Below are 17,608 nucleotides of genomic sequence, written 5' to 3' on the forward strand. Positions count from 1 at the left end.
GGATTGGCCAATGGCTCCAAATAACCGAATTGTGGCCGTTTTAGGCCCGACCAACACGGGCAAAACCCATTATGCCATTGAACGGATGCTGGGGCATCGTACGGGAATCATGGGATTGCCCCTGCGATTGCTGGCACGCGAGGTTTATGACAAAATCGTAGCGCTTCGGGGGCCGTCTGTTGTGGCTTTGGTGACCGGCGAGGAGCGCATTGTGCCGCCGCGCGCGAAATATTGGGTCTGTACCGTTGAGGCCATGCCCGAGGGTATGGGCTCTGACTTTCTCGCGGTAGATGAGATCCAACTCTGCGCCGATCCTGAGCGCGGTCATGTGTTCACGGATCGCCTGCTGCGCGCGCGCGGCTTGCATGAAACGCTCTTTTTGGGTGCAGAGACCATGCGAAAGGCCATTGCGGCTTTGGTTCCGACTGCGGATTTTATGCATCGGGAGAGGTTTTCCGAGCTGAGCTACAGCGGGCAAAAGAAAATCAGCCGCATGCCGGAACGCTCTGCCATTGTCTCGTTTAGCGTTGATAATGTCTATGGAATTGCCGAACTGCTGCGGCGCCAAAAGGGCGGGGCGGCGGTGGTCATGGGGGCTTTGAGCCCGCGGACGCGCAATGCGCAGGTTGAAATGTATCAAAACGGCGATGTGGATTACCTTGTGGCCACCGATGCCATTGGCATGGGGCTCAATTTGGATGTGAATCATGTGGCGTTTTCAGCGACATCGAAATTTGATGGCAACCGCATGCGACCGCTTTTGCCAACTGAACTGGCGCAAATCGCAGGCCGTGCTGGACGACATATGAATAACGGCAGCTTCGGCGTGACCGGTGAAGCTGCGCCTTTGCACGATGAATTGGTTGAGGCCATTACCGAAAATCGGTTTGCGCCTTTGACCAAGCTATATTGGCGCAATGCCAAGCTGCAATTTGGCTCCACCAAAGCGCTGATCTCTGCGCTGGAACAACATACCAGCAATGAATGGCTGACCCGTGTGCGCGAAAGCTGCGATTTGGCTGCGCTTAAGACTTTGGTGCAAGATGCAGAGGTTGCGGCGCGCGCAAGCGATGGCGCCTCGGTTGCGCTGCTCTGGGACGTCTGCCGAATCCCTGATTTTCGAAGCATCTCAAACCGGCAACATGCCGAGCTTCTGGGTGTTATTTACAACTATTTGCATGAAAAGGGCCAAATTCCGCAAGATTGGCTCGCGCGGAGCATAAATAGTTTAGATAATACCAAGGGTGACATTGACGCCCTGTCAAAAAGGTTAGCCTATATCCGCACATGGACCTATGTTGCACAACGCAAAGACTGGGCCCAAGATCATGAACATTGGCGCGAAGCGACCCGTGCTGTAGAAGACCGCTTGTCAGACGCGCTGCATATCGCGCTGACCCAAAGATTTGTCGATCGGCGCACATCTATTTTGATGCGGCGATTGAAACAGAAGGAGAGCCTTGTGGCCGACGTGAATAAAGATGGCGAAGTAACAGTAGAAGAGCAGTTTGTTGGGCGGCTTGAGGGATTTCAATTTCGGCAAGATGCCAGCGCGTCCCCCGATGAGGCCAAGACGCTCCGCAGCGCAAGTCTTCAAGCCTTGGCCCCCGAGTTCCACCTTCGGGCTGATCGGATGTATAATGCGCCAGATACGGAAATTGATTTCACCGAACAAGGCGGCCTGATGTGGGGCAGCTCGGCGGTGGGCAAGCTGATTCCCGGCTCAAATGCGCTCAAACCGCATGTGCAGGCCTTTGTCGATGTCGAGGCCGGACCAGAAGTGGCTGAGAAGGTAACGCGACGTCTGCAGCATTTCATTGATCGTAAAATAGCCACTTTATTTGAGCCATTGATCAATATGCAGCGCGACGAAAGCCTCACGGGCATGGCGCGCGGCTTTGCGTTTCAGATGATCGAAGGGCTGGGTGTTTTAGACCGGGCGGATGTGGGCGAGGACGTGAAATCCTTGGATCAAGAGGCGCGCAGCGCCTTGCGCAAGCATGGCATCCGATTTGGCCAGTTTACCATCTTCATGCCGTTGTTGCTCAAACCCGCGCCAACGCGCTTGCGGTTGTTGCTTTGGTCTTTGGCCTCCGGCCTGCAAGAATTTCCCGAGGCGCCGCCGCCGGGTCTGGTGACTGTGCCGACCGATGAGACAAAGCCCGCGGGATATCATTTGAAATCTGGGTATCGCGCCGCTGGCGAACGGGCTTTGCGTGTCGATATGGCTGAACGCCTGGCAGATATGCTGCGCACTCAGGACACGCGTGGTGGATTTGAAGCCACGGCGGATATGCTGTCGATCACCGGCATGACGTTGGAGCAATTTGCCAATTTGATGCAGGGCCTAGGGTATCGCGCGGAAAAGGCGGAGCGGGTCAAGGTGAAAGCGCCCGCGGCAGAACCGGTGGCTTCGGGGCCTGCCAGTGATGCGGAAGTTTCAGGCGACGCGATGCCGGCGGCGGTCGAGACCGCCCCAGAAGATGCGCCCACCGCAGAGATCCCAGCAGCAGAGCCCGAGGCACCCACCTCAGAGGGCGAAGATGCCACCAAGGAGGCGGCGCCTGTGGAAATGGAGGTGTTTTATACCTTCGCATGGGGCGCGAAACGTGTGGAGCGCGCGGCGGATGGGCCACGCAAAGGCCAAAAACCACGCGGTAAGCCCAAGCAAGAGCGTGCACCGAAGGGCAAAGGCGGAAAGCCAGGCGGCACCTCGGGCAAGGCGGAGCGCTTTCAAGCTCGCCCCCCCAAACGCGACAAGCCGATTGATCCAGACAACCCCTTTGCCGCAGCCTTGAAGGGATTTAACAAAAAGTGAGTGAGGCAAAACCGGGTCTTCGAATTGACAAATGGCTCTGGCAGGCCCGGTTTTTTAAGACGCGGAGCCTGGCCACAAAGCTGGTGCAATCGGGTAAGCTGCGCCTGAATGGCGATCTGATCTCCAAGCCGGCGCGAATGATCAGCGTCGGCGATGTGCTGACCTTCCCAAAAGCATTGGACACAAGGGTGATTGAAGTGCGCGCACTCGGCACGCGGCGCGGCCCCGCTCCAGAGGCCCAAGCCCTGTATCTCGATTTGGCGCCCCCTGCACCCAAGCCCGCCTTCACCGCCAGCCCCAAGGCCGATCACCGTCCGACGGCGCGCGAGCGCCGGGCCATTCAAAAATTTAAGCAAGAACTTGAAGAGAACTAAGCCGCGCGTAACTTGCCAAAGAGCAGCTTGCGGTTTATGCGCAGGGTGAAGTCAAAGGAAACACGATTATGACATATGTTGTCACAGATAATTGCATCGCCTGTAAATACACAGACTGCGTTGAGGTCTGCCCGGTAGATTGCTTCTACGAGGGTGAAAATATGTTGGTTATACATCCTGATGAATGTATTGATTGCGGTGTTTGTGAACCTGAGTGTCCCGCCGATGCTATTCGTCCGGACACTGAGCCGGATATGGAAAAATGGGTGGATTTCAACCGGAAGTATTCCGAGGCCTGGCCTGTGATTATTACTAAAAAAGACGAGCTTCCAGAGGCGGAAGCCCGCGACGGCGAAGAGGGCAAGTTAGAGAAATATTTCTCTGAAGCGGCCGGAACTGGCGGGTAAATAGCCCGGCTTTAACAACCGCTCAAAATATGATATGCTACATTCAGATGAACAGCTGTTTTAACACAGCGCCAAGCGCATCCTCTTTAATCTGACCTTAAGGCTGGTTCCTTACAGCAGGTTCACCGGTGCGTCGGCGTGAAAGGACGAAGATGAGTAAGAAGAAACTTGATTTCCGTATTGATGAGTATGTGGTCTATCCTGCCCATGGGGTTGGCAAGGTCACTGCGGTTGATGAGCAAGAGGTTGCGGGCATCAATCTTGAGTTATTCGTTGTGGCTTTTGACAAAGACAAGATGACCCTGCGCGTGCCAACTCATAAGGCGATTGAAGTGGGTATGCGCCCGTTGGCAACGCCCGATGTCGTGGCCCACGCCATGGCAATCCTACGCGGTAAAGCCAAGGTGAAACGCGCTATGTGGTCCCGCAGAGCGCAGGAATATGAGCAAAAGATCAATTCCGGTGATTTGATCGCAATTGCCGAGGTGGTGCGTGATTTGCACCGCACCGATGACCAGCGCGAGCAAAGCTATTCAGAACGCCAGCTTTATGAAGCCGCACTTGAGCGTCTCACACGCGAAATTGCCGTGGTGAACGGGGCCGAAGAATCAACAGCCGGGCAAGAAATCACCGATGTGCTGATGTCGCGTGTGGTTCCGGCCGCCAGCTAGAGCGGGTGTGACACGACACGCGCGCAACAGATCAATAGGATCGGCGCGGGCCGCGTCAGCTGAGGTGGCCTCAAAGGAAGGCCACGAGACAGATCAAGGCGCAGGTTTCGGCGCATTGCTGACAGGCCCCTAAAATATCACCCGTCTGCCCACCAATTTTGCGCTTCGCGATTGCAGCAACGGCCCAAGCACCAAGAGGCGCCCCGATCAAGGCAGGCCAAGCGCCGCTCAAGGCCGCAACCGCCGCCCCAAGCGCAAGGGCTAGGCTGGCAGTTTGCGGGGCGGGGCGGCCAACGCTGGCGGATAATCCCTTCCCGCGGGCATTGGGCAGCGCGGTCATCAGCGGCACCATCATGGCCCGCGATAGGGCCATAACGCCAAGGATGGGCCAAAGGCTCTGCGCCGCCAGCTGGCCATATAGCGTGGCTTGCAGGCCCAAGATGCAGGTCAGTCCAACGACGCCATAGACGCCAATATGGCTGTCTTTCATGATGTCCAGCCGCTGCTTTGGGCTCCAGCCCCCCCAAAGCCCGTCCAAACTATCGGCCAGCCCGTCATAATGCATGGCACCTGTGACCCATGCTGTCGTGCCGACCACAAGCAGGCCGATGGCAAGGCTCGGCAGGCCCAACACGAGCCCTGCCCAGGCGGCCAAAGCGGCCAGCGCGCCCAAGAGGGCCCCGGCCAGACCATAGGCCCAACTTGGATGCGCGCCGCGGGCTTGTGCCTGCTGCGTTTCAACGCGTACAGGCAAGCGGCTGAGCAGGCCGATCGCGGCGGGGATGTCGTCCCATTTTGGAAACCATGTGTCGGAGTTAGACATTAAGCGGGTCCTTTCGTCGCATCGGCTTATTCTGCGCTTCGGTAGACACAGGATCAACTGCAATCAACGGATTTACATGAACTATGCGTGACATTTCTTCGGTAGCTGAGTTTCGTGACTTTATGAGTAATCTGCCTGCGGCCGATGACAGTGCCGGGCAGGCGGCGACTGAGCGCAATGCACAGTTGACAAAACCGCCCGGTGCTTTGGGCGATTTGGAGGATTTGGCGATTTGGTACGCCCGTTGGTCCGGACAGGCGCGGCCCCGCATTGACGCGCCCCAGGTTGTGATTTTCGCTGGAAACCATGGGGTTGCGGCCGCTGGCGTCTCGGCATTTCCGCCGGAGGTGACACAGCAAATGGTCTATAACTTCCAAGCCGGTGGCGCGGCGATCAACCAGATCTCCAAGACCTTTGGCGCAAAAATGGACGTGGTTGCATTGGAGCTGGACCGGCCAACGCAAGATTTCACCCAGGGGCCGGCAATGACCGAGTCCGACTTGCTGTCCGCTTTGCAAACCGGCTGGCTGGCGGTGGATCCGCAGGCCGATCTATTTGTGGCTGGCGAAATGGGCATCGGCAATACAACGCCGGCTGCGGCGATTGCCGCGGCTTTGCTGGGGGGCGCGGTTCAAGATTGGGTTGGGCGCGGCACCGGGGTGGATGATGCCGGTTTGGCTAAAAAATGTTCCGTGGTGGAGGCAGGATTGGCTCGTCATGCTGAGGTATTGCATGATCCGCTGTCTGTTTTGCAGGCTCTCGGTGGACGGGAAATTGCCGCTATGGCCGGATCAATTGCAGCGGCGCGGGCCCATGGTATTCCGGTACTTTTGGATGGGTTCATTTGTTCTGCGGCAGCTTTGGTTCTGCATGCGATGAACCCGGCGGCTTTGGATCACACCCAGGCAGGCCATAAAAGCGCCGAAGGCGCCCATGCGCGACTTTTGGAGCATCTTGGCAAGACGCCGCTGTTGTCACTTGGGCTGCGGCTCGGGGAAGGCTCGGGCGGTGCCTTGGCTATAGGTGTTTTGAAAGGGGCGGTGGCCTGTCTTTCGGGCATGGCAACATTTGCCGAAGCCGGGGTCTCGGATGCGTGAAGCCGCTATCCGCGTGGCATGTCCAGAGTAATTGAACGGCCAGATTTGGCATAGGTGAGGCTTTTGGTCGAGATATCCGTCACGCGCCCACCATCCAACCGATCTCCGATGCGCACTTTGACGACCTGACCATTGGGCAGACGCACGAGCGCGTTGCGCAGGCGGTTTGTGCCAGTTATTCCTATTAGATTGATATTGCGTAAGTTTATCACATTTGTTCGAGTGGCGGAACGGGCAACTGCCTTGCGGCTGGTGGCTGTGGGTGCTTGGATTTCGGAGGGTTTGGCCACCACCGGCGCCGGCAAGAGCGCCGCCAGTTCAATCGTGCGCGGACGGGATTGCGGCCGCAGCGAGCGCGTCAGACTTTTGCCCTCGGGCAGGGTTGTTGGCCGGACGGGCGGCGGCAGGCCAGCGGGGCGCGGCATGGGCCGGAATGCGGCCAAAGGATTTGCCTCCTCTGGCGATGCGGCGTCAGGCTGCACAGCCGCCGCCGTCTGATTGGTCTGCTCAAGTGCCGCCGTCACCGGTGGTAGGATTGCAGGTTCTGCAAGGGGCGTTGGTGTGGCGTCTGCGGGCCCCTCTGTTTGATCTTGTGCGACGTCTGGCGCGCGGTTGTCCTTGTCTGGCAGCGGGTCGGGCATCAACCAAGGCGTTTCCAGTACCCGGGGCGCTATTTCGTTTTGCAGGTTGGGATCTCGGGCCGCGATGAGCCCTTTTATGTCTGCGGGGGGCGCGGCGGTGGGCTCGGTGGCAGGGCTGATGGTCACAGCGCGGACCGCTGGAGGTTCTTGCGCGGTAAGGCCAATGGCCGGTTCCGCGTCATGTTCAGGATCTTTGAGGGCGACCTCTGCCTTTTGCAATTGTACCGCATCATCCTGGACCTGTGGCGCGACCGCAGCTGGTTCGGCGGGAGCAGACGGCACGTCCAAAGGTTGCAGGCTGATTTCAATGGCCTGCCCGATCGGGTCAGCGGGAAGACCTGCGGTCATCTCACCCTGGGAAGGGGAAAGGCCCAACCAGACATAGATTTTTTCGCGCCCGAGTGTTGCGGCCAGCGCGGCTACGGTGAACATGAGTAGCACGAGCAGAGTTGTGAGGATCAAGCCCAAATATCGTGGCTTTCCGCCGACCTGCGCCTGTAGTGTTGTGAGATTTGGCTCTTTGGGTTTGCGCGGGCGCGGGCGTAGGAGTTGGCGGATCCCTGCAAAGCGTTGCGCGATTCGCAGGGGTTGGCTGGCCTGCGACTTGGCGCTTGCGGCTGGCAAGGTCTCAGGTGGGACGGTTTGGGTTTCGGTCACCTGCGGGGCAGGTGCAGCCGCTGTTGCGGCCCCTAAGCTGGGCGATAGCGGGGCCCTGTCAGCTTGCACCGTTGGATGGGCAGAAATCTGCGGAGTTGGGGCCGCTTCATCTGCTGCGCCTGCGCTGAGCTCTGGCGTGGGGGAGGCTACGGAGGTGGGATTTGCGATGGGTGGCTGGGGCGCTGAATTGGCGCCCTCTTTCAGGGCCGCAAGGGGCGTCAGATCCGTGGCTCCAGCCTCTTGGGTCGCTGCGATATAGGGCCTTGGCCGGTTTAGGGTGCCAGTCCCAGGCCGTTGAAATACACAAAAATTATTTCCCCAAGAGTCGCCCGGCAGAGCGACGTAACCAACAGCCTTAAAGCCAAAGGCCTTGGTGATGCTGTCGGCCTCGTCAAGCGTTTCTTGCGCAATTGCCGCGAGGCTCTGCCCCTGGGGTGTGGGCAGACGATCCACGCAGAGCTCGTGGAACTCATAAGGGGTTTGGCCCGCCAGCGCATGCTGCAGGGCTACGCTGCTGGTGTCGGAGTGATCCAGATCCAAAAGCTTGATCTGATCGCTGGGCAGCGCAACGAGAACCTCCAGCGCATCTGCCGCGCCCGGCACCGCCGTTTGGCGCAGATGCGCGAGCGCTTTGGTCAGATTTTCGCTGTCCATTGAGACGGATCCAAGCCGACGCCAATGGCCCGATGCATCCGCGCGCTCAAGGTCAATACTGTCACTGGATAGATGAAGTAGAAATGTTGATGTCATCAAACCCTCAATCGACGTGCCAGATCCGCATTAGACCCTGAGAAACTCGCATAATCGGGTCGGCGGTGCAACGATCATGCGTCAAAAGGATGAATTTATGCCCTGAGAATTGATTTATGTGGGAGAACAGGCCAATCATCGCGCATGGGCTTGGCAAGTTATTGCCACTGGCCTGGAATGGTTCATAATTTGAGGAAAGCATCCATGCTCACCCCCTTTCATCTTGCGATTAATGTGACAGATTTGGAGACCACGCGCGTCTTTTATGGCGAGGTGTTAGGAGCAAAGGAGGGGCGCAGCACGCGCAGTTGGGTTGATTTTGATTTTTTTGGTCACCAGCTGTCGTTCCACCTAGGGCCGGTGATGAAAACTGAAAACACCGGCCATGTTGGCGATCATTTGGTTCCTATGCCGCATTTCGGTATGGTTCTGGCCCTGCCGGAGTGGCAAGCCTTGGAAGCCCGGCTCGCGGCCGCGCAAGTGGCCTTTATTCTGCCCCCTTCTGTGCGCTTTGAAGGCGAACCCGGTGAGCAATGGACTATGTTCTTTAGCGATCCATCCGGCAATCCCATTGAAATTAAGGGCTTCGCCGATTTAGAGGCGGTATTTGCCAGCCACTAGGGCCGCAGATCAGCGCATCCAAAATCCGGCGCGTTTAATTGTGTTTCGGATCTGTTTCTCTTTGCGGGGCAGGTTATTTTGATCAAACAGCGCCCGCTCCTTCGCACCGCGTTTTTGGTAAACCATTCGGCGAATGGGCTCATAGGCCTTGACGACTTTCTTGATCTTATTGGGCGCGATGGCCGTCTCCAAGGTTTTGATCGCCAGATCACTCTCGCGCGCGTAGAGCAACGGCAAGAGGCGATAGTGACAGGACACGGGCCCTTCCAAATGGCCGGCCTCAAGCGCATCACGGCTACCACCGAAACTGTGGATGACCAAGGGCAGGGCGACTTGATCGAGCCATGGGTCCAGCTCTTGGCAGACAAGCTCCTTCGGCCCATCGTCGCGGATGGCTAGGGCATAGTTTAAAAATCGATCGCCAAAAATTTTGGGGCATTTATAATAGAAATACCCGGCGTTAAAATACAGGTACCGCCGCCAATATTCATCCGGTTGCGACACATCCAAGCTGCTTTCGAAATCGAGCTTAAATTTATCGTATAGGCTCTTCCAAGTGGCTGTATATCCGGGGCCGTAAAGTTCGATCACCGGCCATGTCCCTTCAACTTTGAGTGAGGCAGAGGGGTGCTCGAAGTCAGAAGGCACCCTGTCCAAGGCGCCTGTGATCAACGTGTCTGTGTCAAAAAAGACGAAGGGCTCGCCCTCGGGCAAGACAGAGAGTGCCTCTATTTTGTTGCCGTATGGGTAGTCTCCGCCGAAATGGGTATTCTCAAAAGGCGTAATCTTTCCGCCCAAATTCTGAATGACCTCACGAATTTCAGGATCAGTGATTGCCGGGTTCTGATCCCACCGTTCGTTGTGTTGTGGCTCAGCTACGAAGACTTGGCCGTTAAAATCCGGTGCGGATTGGCGTAAACTGGCCAAAAATAGGATGGCCTCATATTGCAAGCGCCCGGATTGACCAATGATTAAGATATTAAACTTCATAAGTTGAGGCTGTCCTATTAGGCAATAAAATGAATATTAAAAACGATTTGGGCGACTAAAGGATTACTATTTGTGGGTAAAAATACAGGAAATGGGTGAGATGTGCCAGTGAAAATCCAGCGCAGGTTGCGGCAAAGCCAATGTTTTAGGGCCCCATGGTTTTTGATTGCTGAATATGCCTGACTGCGCCAGCATGGGCCAAAGGCCGGTTTGGCGGAGCGATCGGGGCGCGTGTTATGGAATTTGATTATATTATCATCGGGGCCGGGTCTGCGGGCTGTGTTTTGGCGAACCGCTTGAGCCATGATCCGAGTAACCGAGTGCTCCTGCTGGAGGCCGGGCCGGAAGATAAGGCACTGTCCATAAAAATCCCGGCCGCCTGTTTGTCCAATCTAAAGAGCACGAAACACAATTGGGCTTTTCAGGGAGAAGCGGAGCCGGAATTGGATGGTCGCCAGCTACAGCATGATCGGGGCAAAACTCTTGGGGGATCCTCGTCGATCAATGGCATGTGTTTCATCCGTGGCAATGCGCTGGATTACGAGGGGTGGCGCCAAGCCGGGTGTGAGGGGTGGAGCTATTCTGATGTGCTGCCCTATTTCACACGCATGGAGAGCTATAGCGGCGGGGCTGATGAGTTTCGCGGCACCGAGGGTCCGCTGCATGTCCAACGGTCTGAAGCAACCGAACCCTTGGCGCGTGCATTCTTGGAGGCAGGCGCACAGGCGGGATATCAAACAACCGATGATATCAGCGGTTATTGCCAAGAAGGTTTTGGTGTTTTTGACCGAACGGTTTTCAAGGGCCAGCGTTGGAGCGCGTCGCGGGCTTACTTGGATCCTGCGCGTGGGCGCGAAAACCTAACGATTGTAACGCGGGCCTTGGTGCATCGCTTGAACCTATCGGGCAATCGGGTGACGGGTGTCTTATATCGTGATCGACATGGCGCGCTGGTGAACGCGATGGCGCGGAAAGAAGTTCTTCTGTCTGCCGGCGCTGTCGGCTCGCCGCATCTATTGATGCTGTCTGGTATTGGGCCCAAATCTCATTTGGAGGCCATGGGCATTGCGGTGAAGGCGGATCTGCCGGGGGTAGGTCAAAACCTACAGGACCATCCAGATTTTGTATTGCAATTTAAATGCCTGCAACCCGTCTCTCTATGGCCAAAGACGAAACCCTGGGCCATGGTCGCGGCGGGACTTCGCTGGTTGGTCGCCGGTGACGGGCTGTGTGCGTCCAATCACTTTGATGCTGTGGCCTGCATTCGGTCGGAGGCCGGCGTGGAGTATCCCGATCTTCAGCTGACCATTTCCCCAATTGCTGTGGATGAGAATTGGTCCCCTTTGCAAGAGCATGCCTTCCAAATTCATGTGGGCTTGATGCGGGCGCACAGCCGCGGCTCAATTGAATTGAGATCGGATGATCCGGCCGATCCTCCGCGTATTTTGGCCAATTATCTACAAGATCCGCGGGATCGCGAGTTGATGCGGAATGGCATTCGCTGGGTACGCGAATTGGTGGCGCAACCTGCGTTTTCTGCTCTCAAAGGTGTTGAGATTTTCCCTGGCGCTCAATGTCAGTCGGAGGCAGAGCTCGATGCGAAGCTCAACAGCCATACCAGCTCACAATGGCATTTGTCGTGCACGGCCCGCATGGGGCCAGAGACGGACCGGCTGGCTGTGGTGGATTCAGACGCCAAGGTGCACGGAGTGTCAGGGCTGCGGGTTGTGGATGCCTCAATCATGCCCTTTGTGACCAATGGCAACACCAATGCGCCCACGATTATGCTGGCCGAAAAGCTTAGTGATACCATCTTAGGGCTTGCCCCGCTTGCTCCTATGGACTTGCCAGTGTGGAAGAGCCCAAATCACAAAAACGCGCAGCGTTGACCTGCGGGGGGCACCTGGTTTTTGGTGAAATTCCTGGAATATATGTGGATTTTCGGTGAAAAATGGTGGGCGACCCTGGAATCGAACCAGGCGTGCGTCTCCGCGAGGGAGTTACAGTCCCCTGCCACACCTTGCGGCCTGTCGCCCACTTTAAACTGAGGCGATTGCCTCGGTTTGGGCACGAGTACGACTTAGAAAATCGCGCGTCAACCCGAAAATTGCCTTTGACAGAGTGAAGCGGGAATAAGCTGTAAACCCGCTTTGGGAAGCCGCAATTCTGGATCGGAGTTTATGTCGGCGCCTGAGGTGTTGGCCATTGTGTTTAAAACGCAAACGGGCGCTGCTTTTATTGCGTTTTGGGAGTTTGTAGCCCTATTCGCTGTGGCCTACCGCTGGGCACTTCGGCGCGGGGGCCAGGCCGCGATCCGTGTATCGCGCAAGTTCGAACAGTCCTAGTGTTCCCGCTATGATCACGGGCTGCGCGGGCGCCGAAGAGCCGCGTATTTTCAGTTCATTTCGCAACACTATGTATCGTCAATGTTCCCAGAGCGCGCAGCGCGGCTGGGTGTAGGTGCTACAATATTTGCTGAAAATGCTATAGAATTTCACTTGCGCTTTGCCGAGCCACCGCTGCATAAGGCCCCAGCGGCTAGGATCGGAAGACAGATGAAAAAACCTACATGGATTGTTCAAAAAGAGCGTGATAAACGCGCGGCCGCGGCGGAAACCATTTGGCTTTTCGGCATTCATGCGGTGCGCGATGCGCTCTTGAACCCAAAGAGAGTAAAGCTGCGCTTGCTTGTGACCAAAAACGCCTGTGACCGTCTGGGTGAGGCCATCGCAGAGGCCGGGTTGGAGCCTGAGCTTGTAGATCCTCGCAAATTTTCGGCCCCCATTGATCCGCAATCCGTGCATCAAGGCGCTGCTTTGGAAGTCAAAGCTCTGGATTGGGGGCCTTTGAATGAGGTGGCGGCGGTGCGACCTGGCGAGGCGCCTGTGATCTTGCTGCTTGACCGGGTGACAGATCCGCACAACGTGGGCGCGATATTACGTTCGGCGGAGGTCTTTGGCGCGGCAGCTGTCATCGCGCCGCATCGCCATTCCGCGCCAGAAACGGGCGCCTTGGCCAAAACGGCAAGCGGTGCATTGGAGCGCCAGCCTTATCTTCGGGTGCAAAATCTTGCCGATACTATGGAGCGGCTCAAGACGATGGGGTATTTTATCTTCGGATTGGACGGGGAAGCCGAGGCGACATTGGAGGCCACATTGGGCCACCACAAAGGTCCAACAGCTCTAGTGCTTGGGGCTGAAGGACCGGGCCTGCGGGACCGCACGAAGGACACTTGTGATGCTTTGGTGAAAATTTCAGCGGCCGGGGGATTTGGCTCTCTCAATGTCTCCAATGCTGCGGCCGTTGGTCTTTATGCGGTCACCTGTCGGTAACGCAAACTGGCCTAGCGATGGGCTTTTTCTTCAAGGCCGGACTGGGCTGTGCGGCGGGACAGCTCGGCCAAAACATCGTCCAAGGCGATATCACGAGAAGCCAGCATCACCAGAAGGTGATACAGCACATCGGCCGCCTCAGATGTGAGCGCTGCGTGATCGCCTTTAACAGCCTCAATCAGCGCCTCAACAGCTTCTTCCCCAAATTTCTCGGCGCATTTCTCCGGACCCTTTGACAAGAGTTGCGCCGTCCAGCTGCTGCTGGGGTTTGCGGATTTGCGCGCAATGATGGTCTGTTCCAGCTCGTGTAATATCATGACATCCTCATCGGAATTCCAGCTGCGGCCATATGGGCTTTGGCCTCTTGAATGGTAAAATCTCCAAAATGGAAAATTGACGCGGCCAACACGGCGCTCGCCCCCCCTTGGGTGACCCCCTCGACCAGGTGATCCAAATTGCCCACCCCACCCGAAGCAATGACAGGCACCGATACTGCGTCAGATATGGCGCGGGTCAGGGGCAGATTGAAGCCCGCGCGCGTGCCGTCGCGATCCATTGAGGTGAGCAATATTTCACCAGCGCCCTTTGAGACCACTATGCGGGCAAATTCTATCGCGTCAATCCCAGTGGCGCGCCGCCCGCCATGGGTGAAGATCTCCCATTTTCCGGGCGAGACAGTTTTGGCGTCAATCGCCACAACAATACATTGGCTGCCAAAATGATTGGCAGATTGGGCAATGACATCGGGATCTGCCACGGCGGCAGAATTGAAGCTGACCTTATCTGCGCCGGCCAGAAGTAGGTTGCGCACATCTGCCGGGCTGCGCACGCCGCCGCCGACGGTCAGGGGCATGAAACATTGCTCGGCTGTGCGCCGGGCCAGATCAAACAGCGTGCCGCGATTTTCATGGGTGGCCTTGATGTCAAGAAAGCACAATTCATCGGCCCCTGCCGCATCATAGGCCCGTGCCGCCTCTACCGGGTCGCCTGCATCGACCAAATCGACAAAATTAACCCCTTTCACCACGCGGCCCTCGGCCACATCCAAGCAAGGTATGATCCGAGTTTTTAGCATGATCTGTCTCCTGCGCGCGCGCTCTGGGTCATGCCAGCGCCGCCAAAGCTTGCGGTAAATCAATCGCCCCATCATAGAGGGCGCGCCCTGAAATGGCGCCGGAGATCACGCCCGTGGCCTTCAATTCGCGTAGATCTTGCAGGCTGGAAACCCCGCCCGAGGCAATCACTGGGATGGACACGGCGCGCGCCAAGGCTTCGGTGGCGGCGATATTTGGCCCGCCCATGGCGCCATCGCGGTTGATATCTGTATAGATAATCGCGGCAATGCCGTCTTGTTCAAACTGCTTGGCCAAATCTGTCACCATAATATCGGTTTCAGTGGCCCAGCCACGGGTCGCCACGCGGCCGTCGCGGGCATCGAGCCCCACGGCAATTTTCCCTGGAAATGCCTTCGCGGCTTCGCGCACCAAAGCGGGATCCTCAACGGCCACGGTGCCGAGGATGACCCGTGACAACCCAAGATCAATCCAAGTTGCAATCGTTGCCATATCGCGTATCCCGCCGCCCAGTTGGCAGGGCACGGACACCTTGGACAGAATATCGCGCACGCTGGCGTCATTCACAGGCGTGCCGGCAAAGGCACCATTGAGATCCACCAGATGAATCCAGCTACAACCGGCCTGCTCAAAGGCCAGAGCTTGATCAGCGGGGCTGTCGTTAAACACAGTCGCCTGGTCCATTTCGCCCTTGTAAAGGCGCACGGCTTGGCCGTCTTTGAGGTCAATTGCGGGATAAAGGATCATAGGGTCTCGCCTTGCGTAAAGTCGGGCCACTAGGGGCGCCAATTGAGAAAATTTGAGATCAGGCGAAGCCCGGTACTTTGGCTTTTCTCCGGATGAAACTGCATGCCGATGCGTGTGCCGGAGCTGACAAACGCAGAGATTTCACCGCCATAGTCCACATGTGCCAATCTTTGGGTCACGTCCTGCAGGACAAAGTGATAGGAATGCACAAAATAAGCGTGATCGCCATTTTTCAGCCCCGCCAGAACCGGGTGCGCGCCCGTAATCACCAGATCGTTCCAGCCCATATGTGGCACTTTCAGCCTGGGGTCGGTCGGTTTAATGGGCCGGATATCTCCCGCGATCCAATTTAAGCCCGGGGTGGTTTGATATTCATGGCCGAAGCTTGCCATCATCTGCATCCCGACGCAAATGCCCAAAAAGGGTTTGGCGTCTGCTTCTACTGCCTCGAGCAGAGCCTCATAGAGGCCAGTTTTTTCCACCAAGGCCGCTTTGCAGGCGGGAAAGGCGCCATCACCGGGCAAGACCAGCCGGTCCGCGCGGCGCAGCACGTCAGGATCTGAAGTGACAATCACCTCTTCATTGGGCAATTCTGCCGCCATGCGTTCAAAGGCTTTTTGCGCTGAATGCAAATTTCCGCTCTCATAATCGATTAAGGCTGTCAGCATGAGCTTAGAGGCTGCCCTTGGTCGAAGGAATCGCATCAGATTTGCGTGGATCGGTTTCCAGCGCATCGCGCAGCGCGCGGGCGACAGATTTAAAGGCCGCCTCCGCAATATGGTGGCTGTTGATGCCATGCAATTTATCGACATGCAGGGTCATGCCGCCGTGGGTCGAGAAGGCTTGAAAAAATTCACGCACCAATTCTGTGTCGAAATTGCCGATTTTTTGGGTTGGCAGATCAAGATTCCAAACCAAATAGGGGCGGCCCGAGAGATCGAGCGCGCAGCGCACCAATGCATCATCCATAGCCAGCAGGCAATCGCCGTAGCGCCGAATGCCGCGTTTATCGCCGAGTGCCTGGGTCAATGCCTGACCCAAGGCAATGCCCACATCTTCGACCGTGTGATGGTCATCAATGTGCAAATCTCCGGTGCAGCGCACGGTCATGTCCATCAAAGCATGACGCGCCAATTGATCGAGCATGTGGTCGAAAAAGCCGACGCCGGTCTGATTGTCATAGCGGCCGCTGCCATCGAGATTGAGCTCGACTGAGATTTTGGTCTCTGCGGTATCGCGGGAAATGTGGACTTTGCGCATGGTCTACCCTTTATGTTCCGGGGCCTTATAATCTGCTTGCGGGCTGTTGAGAAGGGGCAAGCGTGACAAGTGCTGCATCGGTGGGGGCGGCCTAGGGGTTTTGACAAAAAAAAGGCGGTACCCAAAGGTACCGCCAGTCTATGCTTCGATTTCGGGAGGAAATTCTAGCTGCCACCTTTGTAGCGAAAAATGCTGCAATGCAACAACACTTAAGGTTGCATTGCCGCTATGTGCTGAACGCATGACACTGTGCGGATTTTATGTGCATCTGGGGGCAGATGTGATGCAAAATACACAGGAAGATCGACACCTGCGATGAGGCATAAAAAAACCCGCGCCATGCGCGGGTGTTTTTGACCAATTGGAGCGGGCGAAGAGATTCGAACTCTCGACCCTAACCTTGGCAAGGTTATGCTCTACCCCTGAGCTACGCCCGCATCCGTTTGGTGAGGCTGAAATAGCCCCAGTGGCTTTGTCCTGCAAGGGGTAAAATGCCATAATTGTCAGATTATTTTTGCCTGAGCCGCTTTGCTGGATCTTACGCTAGGACTCGGCGTCGAATGCGACGGGACATTCAGGCAGGTCAACATCCACATGATGCAGCAGTGGCGAGATTGGATCCAAAAGTAAAACCCCATAGCCGCCCGGTTCCGCGACAGAGAGACTTGAGGCCCCAGCGCCCAGAACCATAGGCATTTGATGGCAGGGGCTTTTGATCATCGCGTGGGTGACACCGCGATAGGAGGACACAATGATCCTATGAATATGGCCGTTGATGACCATCTGGCAGCGGCCGGAGGCGGCGATCAGATCGGCCACTTCGGTGCCGTTTCTAAGATGGATGGCATCCATTCCATCAAACCCGGAGCGCAGCATGTGGTGATGCGATAAGATGATCAGCGGCCCTTTGCCTGCCTCCAGCTCGGTTTTCAACCAGCCCAGACGCTCAATGCAAAGGTGCCCGCTGTGCCGGTCGCGGGCTTGTTCATCCAGCGTGTCGAGATAGAGCACATCGGTATCGCCAAAGCGGTGACGACCTTGGCGAAACCCGGCGGCAAGCTCTGGGAAGACTTCGGCAAATGCCTTGCGCCGGTCATGATTGCCCAGCATGAGCGTGACAGGGAAGGGCTGATCCGCAAGGCATTGTTTTAAAGCCTCATATTGAGCGGCACCTCCATGATGGGTCAAATCGCCCATAAGGAAGAGATGGGCGGCATCCGCATGATGCTGGGCGGCATGATCCAAGCAGCGCCGAAAGCGGGCAGATGGATCTAAACCAATGATCTGTGTGCCAGGCTCTGTGATGTGAATGTCGGACATCAATAGGAGTTTTGCAGTCATACGGCC

18 protein-coding genes and 2 tRNA genes are annotated in these 17,608 nt (G+C 56.8%); 9 read left to right on the forward strand and 11 right to left on the reverse strand.

Going from position 1 to position 17,608, the window contains the following annotated elements; translation table 11 throughout:
* Positions 1-10: 10 nt before the first annotated feature.
* The 4 genes from RCA23_RS05135 (at position 11) to RCA23_RS05150 (ending at position 4,270) form a co-directional block, all read left to right on the forward strand.
* A complete protein-coding gene (locus tag RCA23_RS05135) occupies positions 11-2,818 on the forward strand; it encodes a helicase-related protein (RefSeq protein ID WP_044049388.1) in 2,808 nt (935 codons plus the stop codon).
* Positions 2,815-3,192: a S4 domain-containing protein gene (locus RCA23_RS05140; RefSeq protein WP_044049389.1), complete on the forward strand. Its 378-nt coding sequence runs from the start codon at positions 2,815-2,817 to the stop codon at positions 3,190-3,192. Before RCA23_RS05135 ends, RCA23_RS05140 begins: the two co-directional genes overlap by 4 nt.
* 68 nt (positions 3,193-3,260) lie before the next feature.
* The gene (gene fdxA, locus RCA23_RS05145) at positions 3,261-3,599 is read left to right on the forward strand and encodes a ferredoxin FdxA (RefSeq protein ID WP_044049390.1); all 339 of its coding nucleotides are present in this window, start codon (positions 3,261-3,263) and stop codon (positions 3,597-3,599) included.
* A 152-nt stretch (positions 3,600-3,751) separates the two neighbouring features.
* Entirely contained in the window at positions 3,752-4,270 is a 519-nt protein-coding gene (locus RCA23_RS05150) for a CarD family transcriptional regulator (protein ID WP_044049391.1), read from the forward strand.
* Positions 4,271-4,340: 70 nt separating this feature from the next.
* Here the strand turns inward: RCA23_RS05150 and RCA23_RS05155 are convergent, their stop codons facing one another.
* Positions 4,341-5,093: an adenosylcobinamide-GDP ribazoletransferase gene (locus RCA23_RS05155; RefSeq protein ID WP_044049392.1), complete on the reverse strand. Its 753-nt coding sequence runs from the start codon at positions 5,091-5,093 to the stop codon at positions 4,341-4,343.
* Positions 5,094-5,176: 83 nt separating this feature from the next.
* On the opposite strand from RCA23_RS05155, the gene cobT reads away from it, so the two are divergent.
* The gene (cobT, locus tag RCA23_RS05160; protein ID WP_044049393.1) at positions 5,177-6,190 is read left to right on the forward strand and encodes a nicotinate-nucleotide--dimethylbenzimidazole phosphoribosyltransferase; all 1,014 of its coding nucleotides are present in this window, start codon (positions 5,177-5,179) and stop codon (positions 6,188-6,190) included.
* 5 nt (positions 6,191-6,195) lie between these two features.
* Here the strand turns inward: cobT and RCA23_RS05165 are convergent, their stop codons facing one another.
* A complete protein-coding gene (locus tag RCA23_RS05165) occupies positions 6,196-8,238 on the reverse strand; it encodes a hypothetical protein (RefSeq protein ID WP_044049394.1) in 2,043 nt (680 codons plus the stop codon).
* A 204-nt stretch (positions 8,239-8,442) separates the two neighbouring features.
* Here RCA23_RS05165 and RCA23_RS05175 point away from each other — a divergent pair, with 204 nt between their 5' ends.
* Positions 8,443-8,859, forward strand: a complete 417-nt coding sequence (locus tag RCA23_RS05175) for a VOC family protein (protein ID WP_044049396.1) — start codon at positions 8,443-8,445, stop codon at positions 8,857-8,859.
* Positions 8,860-8,868: 9 nt separating this feature from the next.
* On the opposite strand, the gene RCA23_RS05180 is transcribed toward RCA23_RS05175, so the two are convergent.
* The gene (locus tag RCA23_RS05180; RefSeq protein WP_044049397.1) at positions 8,869-9,849 is read right to left on the reverse strand and encodes a hypothetical protein; all 981 of its coding nucleotides are present in this window, start codon (positions 9,847-9,849) and stop codon (positions 8,869-8,871) included.
* A 236-nt stretch (positions 9,850-10,085) separates the two neighbouring features.
* Between RCA23_RS05180 and RCA23_RS05185 the strand changes: the two genes are divergently transcribed.
* Positions 10,086-11,738, forward strand: a complete 1,653-nt coding sequence (locus RCA23_RS05185) for a choline dehydrogenase (protein WP_044049398.1) — start codon at positions 10,086-10,088, stop codon at positions 11,736-11,738.
* Positions 11,739-11,801: 63 nt separating this feature from the next.
* Here the strand turns inward: RCA23_RS05185 and RCA23_RS16420 are convergent.
* Positions 11,802-11,885 (reverse strand) — tRNA-Tyr (locus tag RCA23_RS16420).
* A 144-nt stretch (positions 11,886-12,029) separates the two neighbouring features.
* Between RCA23_RS16420 and RCA23_RS16425 the strand changes: the two genes are divergently transcribed.
* Positions 12,030-12,194 carry a hypothetical protein gene (locus RCA23_RS16425; protein WP_169701338.1) on the forward strand — a complete coding sequence of 55 codons (165 nt, stop codon included), beginning with the start codon at positions 12,030-12,032 and terminating at the stop codon, positions 12,192-12,194.
* 210 nt (positions 12,195-12,404) lie between these two features.
* Complete coding sequence (rlmB, locus tag RCA23_RS05190; protein ID WP_044049399.1) at positions 12,405-13,181, forward strand: 23S rRNA (guanosine(2251)-2'-O)-methyltransferase RlmB; 777 nt, start codon at positions 12,405-12,407, stop codon at positions 13,179-13,181.
* An 11-nt stretch (positions 13,182-13,192) separates the two neighbouring features.
* Here rlmB and RCA23_RS05195 read toward each other — a convergent pair whose 3' ends face one another.
* The 7 genes from RCA23_RS05195 to RCA23_RS05225 form a co-directional block, all read right to left on the reverse strand.
* Positions 13,193-13,498, reverse strand: a complete 306-nt coding sequence (locus RCA23_RS05195; RefSeq protein WP_044049400.1) for a phosphoribosyl-ATP diphosphatase — start codon at positions 13,496-13,498, stop codon at positions 13,193-13,195.
* The gene (gene hisF, locus RCA23_RS05200) at positions 13,495-14,256 is read right to left on the reverse strand and encodes an imidazole glycerol phosphate synthase subunit HisF (protein ID WP_044049401.1); all 762 of its coding nucleotides are present in this window, start codon (positions 14,254-14,256) and stop codon (positions 13,495-13,497) included. The genes RCA23_RS05195 and hisF overlap by 4 nt, the downstream gene beginning before the upstream one ends.
* A 28-nt stretch (positions 14,257-14,284) precedes the next feature.
* A complete protein-coding gene (gene hisA, locus RCA23_RS05205; RefSeq protein WP_044049402.1) occupies positions 14,285-15,001 on the reverse strand; it encodes a 1-(5-phosphoribosyl)-5-[(5-phosphoribosylamino)methylideneamino]imidazole-4-carboxamide isomerase in 717 nt (238 codons plus the stop codon).
* Between the two features lie 29 nt (positions 15,002-15,030).
* Positions 15,031-15,669 carry an imidazole glycerol phosphate synthase subunit HisH gene (hisH, locus tag RCA23_RS05210; protein ID WP_044049403.1) on the reverse strand — a complete coding sequence of 213 codons (639 nt, stop codon included), beginning with the start codon at positions 15,667-15,669 and terminating at the stop codon, positions 15,031-15,033.
* A 4-nt stretch (positions 15,670-15,673) separates the two neighbouring features.
* Positions 15,674-16,261, reverse strand: coding sequence for an imidazoleglycerol-phosphate dehydratase HisB (gene hisB / locus RCA23_RS05215; RefSeq protein ID WP_044049405.1), 588 nt, complete (start codon positions 16,259-16,261; stop codon positions 15,674-15,676).
* A 362-nt stretch (positions 16,262-16,623) separates the two neighbouring features.
* Positions 16,624-16,698: transfer RNA gene (locus RCA23_RS05220), tRNA-Gly, on the reverse strand.
* A gap of 106 nt (positions 16,699-16,804) precedes the next feature.
* A complete protein-coding gene (locus tag RCA23_RS05225) occupies positions 16,805-17,602 on the reverse strand; it encodes a metallophosphoesterase (protein WP_044049407.1) in 798 nt (265 codons plus the stop codon).
* Positions 17,603-17,608 lie beyond the last annotated feature (6 nt).

Source organism: Planktomarina temperata RCA23, assembly GCF_000738435.1.
Taxonomy (GTDB): Bacteria; Pseudomonadota; Alphaproteobacteria; order Rhodobacterales; family Rhodobacteraceae; genus Planktomarina; species Planktomarina temperata.

What these genes read in the sequence shown, in the direction of transcription:
- fdxA (WP_044049390.1), top strand. Translation starts at nt 3,261, where the DNA reads ATGACATATGTTGTCACAGATAATTGCATCGCCTGTAAATACACAGAC.
- RCA23_RS05150 (WP_044049391.1), top strand. Translation starts at nt 3,752, where the DNA reads ATGAGTAAGAAGAAACTTGATTTCCGTATTGATGAGTATGTGGTCTAT.
- RCA23_RS05225 (WP_044049407.1), bottom strand. Translation starts at nt 17,602, where the DNA reads ATGACTGCAAAACTCCTATTGATGTCCGACATTCACATCACAGAGCCT.
- RCA23_RS05180 (WP_044049397.1), bottom strand. Translation starts at nt 9,849, where the DNA reads ATGAAGTTTAATATCTTAATCATTGGTCAATCCGGGCGCTTGCAATAT.
- RCA23_RS05135 (WP_044049388.1), top strand. Translation starts at nt 11, where the DNA reads ATGGCTCCAAATAACCGAATTGTGGCCGTTTTAGGCCCGACCAACACG.
- RCA23_RS16425 (WP_169701338.1), top strand. Translation starts at nt 12,030, where the DNA reads ATGTCGGCGCCTGAGGTGTTGGCCATTGTGTTTAAAACGCAAACGGGC.
- hisB (WP_044049405.1), bottom strand. Translation starts at nt 16,261, where the DNA reads ATGCGCAAAGTCCACATTTCCCGCGATACCGCAGAGACCAAAATCTCA.
- RCA23_RS05185 (WP_044049398.1), top strand. Translation starts at nt 10,086, where the DNA reads ATGGAATTTGATTATATTATCATCGGGGCCGGGTCTGCGGGCTGTGTT.
- RCA23_RS05165 (WP_044049394.1), bottom strand. Translation starts at nt 8,238, where the DNA reads ATGACATCAACATTTCTACTTCATCTATCCAGTGACAGTATTGACCTT.
- rlmB (WP_044049399.1), top strand. Translation starts at nt 12,405, where the DNA reads ATGAAAAAACCTACATGGATTGTTCAAAAAGAGCGTGATAAACGCGCG.
- cobT (WP_044049393.1), top strand. Translation starts at nt 5,177, where the DNA reads ATGCGTGACATTTCTTCGGTAGCTGAGTTTCGTGACTTTATGAGTAAT.
- RCA23_RS05155 (WP_044049392.1), bottom strand. Translation starts at nt 5,093, where the DNA reads ATGTCTAACTCCGACACATGGTTTCCAAAATGGGACGACATCCCCGCC.
- hisA (WP_044049402.1), bottom strand. Translation starts at nt 15,001, where the DNA reads ATGATCCTTTATCCCGCAATTGACCTCAAAGACGGCCAAGCCGTGCGC.
- RCA23_RS05175 (WP_044049396.1), top strand. Translation starts at nt 8,443, where the DNA reads ATGCTCACCCCCTTTCATCTTGCGATTAATGTGACAGATTTGGAGACC.
- hisF (WP_044049401.1), bottom strand. Translation starts at nt 14,256, where the DNA reads ATGCTAAAAACTCGGATCATACCTTGCTTGGATGTGGCCGAGGGCCGC.
- RCA23_RS05195 (WP_044049400.1), bottom strand. Translation starts at nt 13,498, where the DNA reads ATGATATTACACGAGCTGGAACAGACCATCATTGCGCGCAAATCCGCA.
- hisH (WP_044049403.1), bottom strand. Translation starts at nt 15,669, where the DNA reads ATGCTGACAGCCTTAATCGATTATGAGAGCGGAAATTTGCATTCAGCG.